At 53.7% G+C, this 3,059-nt stretch carries 3 protein-coding genes; 1 reads left to right on the forward strand and 2 read right to left on the reverse strand.

Features of this window, described 5'->3' with window-relative positions:
- Positions 1–46: 46 nt before the first annotated feature.
- A complete protein-coding gene (locus HMPREF3277_RS11095) occupies positions 47–1,465 on the reverse strand; it encodes an alanine/glycine:cation symporter family protein (RefSeq protein WP_070773198.1) in 1,419 nt (472 codons plus the stop codon).
- A gap of 372 nt (positions 1,466–1,837) precedes the next feature.
- Here HMPREF3277_RS11095 and HMPREF3277_RS11100 point away from each other — a divergent pair, with 372 nt between their 5' ends.
- Positions 1,838–2,566 carry a YebC/PmpR family DNA-binding transcriptional regulator gene (locus tag HMPREF3277_RS11100; RefSeq protein ID WP_003767678.1) on the forward strand — a complete coding sequence of 243 codons (729 nt, stop codon included), beginning with the start codon at positions 1,838–1,840 and terminating at the stop codon, positions 2,564–2,566.
- A gap of 296 nt (positions 2,567–2,862) precedes the next feature.
- Here the strand turns inward: HMPREF3277_RS11100 and HMPREF3277_RS14985 are convergent.
- A partial coding sequence (locus HMPREF3277_RS14985; protein WP_210401174.1) for a hypothetical protein occupies positions 2,863–3,059 on the reverse strand: 197 nt, incomplete at its 5' end.

The raw sequence follows: 3,059 nt of genomic DNA on the forward strand, positions 1-3,059 counted from the left end.
AAAAGGTCGTCTGAAAATTTTCAGACGACCTTTTCACGATTGCGGATTAAGCCTTGTCGTGGAATTCGTGGAATTCATATTGGTAGGACAAGCCTTTGCCTGCTTTTTTCTGCGCCAGATAATCGTCGTAAACGGCGCGGATTTCTTTGCGCAGGAGGAATAGGGCGATTAAGTTGGGGATGACCATGAAGCCGTTGAACATATCGGACAGGCTCCAAACCAAATCGACTTTGCCCAGCGTCCCCAATACGATAGCCAGCAGCACGAGCGCGCGGTAGACGCCCAAGTGTTTTCCCCTGAAGAGGAAGCGGATGTTGGACTCGCCGAAGTAGTACCAGCCGATGATGGTGGTGAAGGCGAAGAAGGTCAGGCAGACGGCGAGCAGTTGCGAACCGAAGCCGGGGAAGGCTTTACTGAAGGCGAATTGGGTCACCGCCGCGCCTTGTTCGCCGGAAAGGTTGGCATCGGTCAGGAGGATAATCAGTGCGGTGGCGGTGCAGACCAAGATCGTGTCGATGAACACGCCGATAAATGCCGCCAAGCCTTGTTGAACGGGGTGGTTAACGTCGGCGGTTGCGTGCGCGTGCGGCGTCGAACCCATACCTGCTTCGTTGGAAAACAGCCCGCGTGCCACGCCGTAACGGACGGCTTCGCGCATACCGATACCTGCCGCGCCGCCTAACACGGCTTCGGGATTGAAGGCGGCGGTAAAGATGTGGTTGAACATCGGTACGATGTGGTCGGAGAATTCAAACAGGATAACGACGGCACACAAAATATAGATAATCGCCATAAACGGTACGACGAATTGGGCGATGTTGGCGATGCGGTTTACGCCGCCGACGATAATCATGCCCGCAAGGACGGCGAGGGTGATGCCCACTGCCAAAGCCGGTACGTTAAAGGCGATGGTAACGGAGGAGGCGATGGAGTTTGCCTGCGTAGCGTTACCGATAAAACCCAGCGCGATAATCAGGGCGATGGAGAAAAAGCCCGATAAGAAACGCGCCGCGCCGCGCCCAATTTTCGGGGTCAGACCGTGCGTAATGTAGAACGCGGGGCCGCCGATGTATTTGCCGTGGCTGACGACGCGGTATTTTTGCGCGAGCAGGGCTTCGGCAAAAATCGTGGACATCCCCAAAACGGCGGAAAGCCACATCCAAAAAATCGCGCCCGGCCCGCCTGCGGTAATGGCGGTTGCCACACCGGCGACGTTGCCCGTGCCGATTTGGGCGGAGACGGCAACGGCGAGTGCTTGGAATTGCGACAAAGATTTATCGTCTTTGTCTTTTTTGGAAAACAAACCGCCGAAAACGGATTTGAGGCCTTCGCCAAATTTGGTAATCTGCGGCGCACCCAGATAGAGTGTGAAAAACAGGCCGATGCCCAAAAGGGCGTAAATCAGCAGGTAGTCCCACAGAATCAGATTGACTGCGCCCACCAGTGCAGACAATGTTTTTTCCATAATTACAAACCTTATATTGAAAAATGAACAGATGACGGCATCCGGCGGCGGTTACTCCGTTGAATGCCGTTGTGTCGGACGGCGCGGCGAGCAGGCCGGTTTCGTCCGTTTCGCCCCAAGTTGTCAACAATCCTGAAGCAGGCCTGCATGATACCGTAAACCTTTTGTGAGGCAAACGAAAAAAAGGGTCAGGTTTGGGCAAAGACAAGATTTTTGCGTTTGTCGGGCGCTATCGGCGTTTTCAGACGACCTTTTAGGCAGAATGCAGCGTCGTCTGAATATTTTAGGTATATTCAACCTATGTTAAAATGCGCCCTTTGAAAATGAGCAAGAGTCCGCCGGATAAGGCGGAAAATCGAAAGGAATCCATATATGGCAGGTCATAGCAAGTGGGCGAATATCCAGCATAAAAAAGCCCGTCAAGATGCCAAACGCGGCAAAATCTTCACCCGTTTGATTAAAGAAATCACCGTCGCAGCCCGCATGGGCGGCGGCGATCCCGGCGCCAACCCGCGCCTGCGCCTGGCTTTGGAAAAAGCCGCCGAAAACAATATGCCCAAAGACAACGTGCAACGCGCCATCGACAAAGGTACGGGCAATTTGGAAGGTGTGGAATATATCGAGTTGCGCTACGAAGGCTACGGCATCGGCGGCGCGGCGCTGATGGTGGACTGCCTGACCGACAACAAAACCCGCACCGTCGCCGACGTGCGCCACGCGTTCACCAAAAACGGCGGCAACTTGGGCACCGACGGCTGCGTAGCGTTCAACTTCGTGCATCAGGGTTATTTGGTGTTCGAACCCGGCGTTGACGAAGACGCGCTGATGGAAGCCGCTCTGGAAGCCGGTGCGGAAGACGTAATTGCCAACGACGACGGCTCCATCGAAGTCATCACTGCCCCGAACGATTGGGCGGGCGTGAAAGCGGCATTGGAAACCGCAGGCTACAAATCCGTTGACGGCGACGTCACCATGCGCGCCCAAAACGAAACCGAACTCTCCGGCGAAGATGCCGTCAAAATGCAGAAACTGATTGACGCGCTGGAAGATTTGGACGACGTACAGGACGTTTACACCTCCGCCGTCTTGAATCTGGATTAATAGGAAAGATCAAAAGCAGACCTGATGGGTCTGCTTTTTTTGCGTCTGGGATTTTCGGCGGGTTGTTTGTTGGAATCTTCAATGGCTCGTGGGCATAGTCCACGCTACAAAGTTTTTTGGCAACGCAAGTGCCGTAACGTGGATTCCGTCCACGAAAACGATAAACGTAAAGGTCGTCTGAAATCTTGAGTGGTTCGTGGGCGAAGCCCACGCTACAAATTTTTTTGGTGACACAAGTGCCGTAGCGTGGACTCTGTCCACGAAAATGGTTAACACACAAAGGTCGTCTGAAAAACTCAATGCAGGTTTTCAGACGACCTTTCATGTTTGGACTGCGTATCGGTTTTGGTTGGCACGGTATCCGTAGCGTGGATTCCGTCCACGAAAACGATAAACGCAAAGGTCGTCTGAAATCTTAAGTGGTTCGTGGGCATAGCCCACGCTACAAAGTTTCTTGGCGACACAAGTGCCGTAGCGTGGACTCTGTCCACGA

Origin of the sequence: Neisseria sp. HMSC70E02, from assembly GCF_001838645.1 — a bacterium.
Classification (GTDB): Bacteria; Pseudomonadota; Gammaproteobacteria; order Burkholderiales; family Neisseriaceae; genus Neisseria; species Neisseria macacae.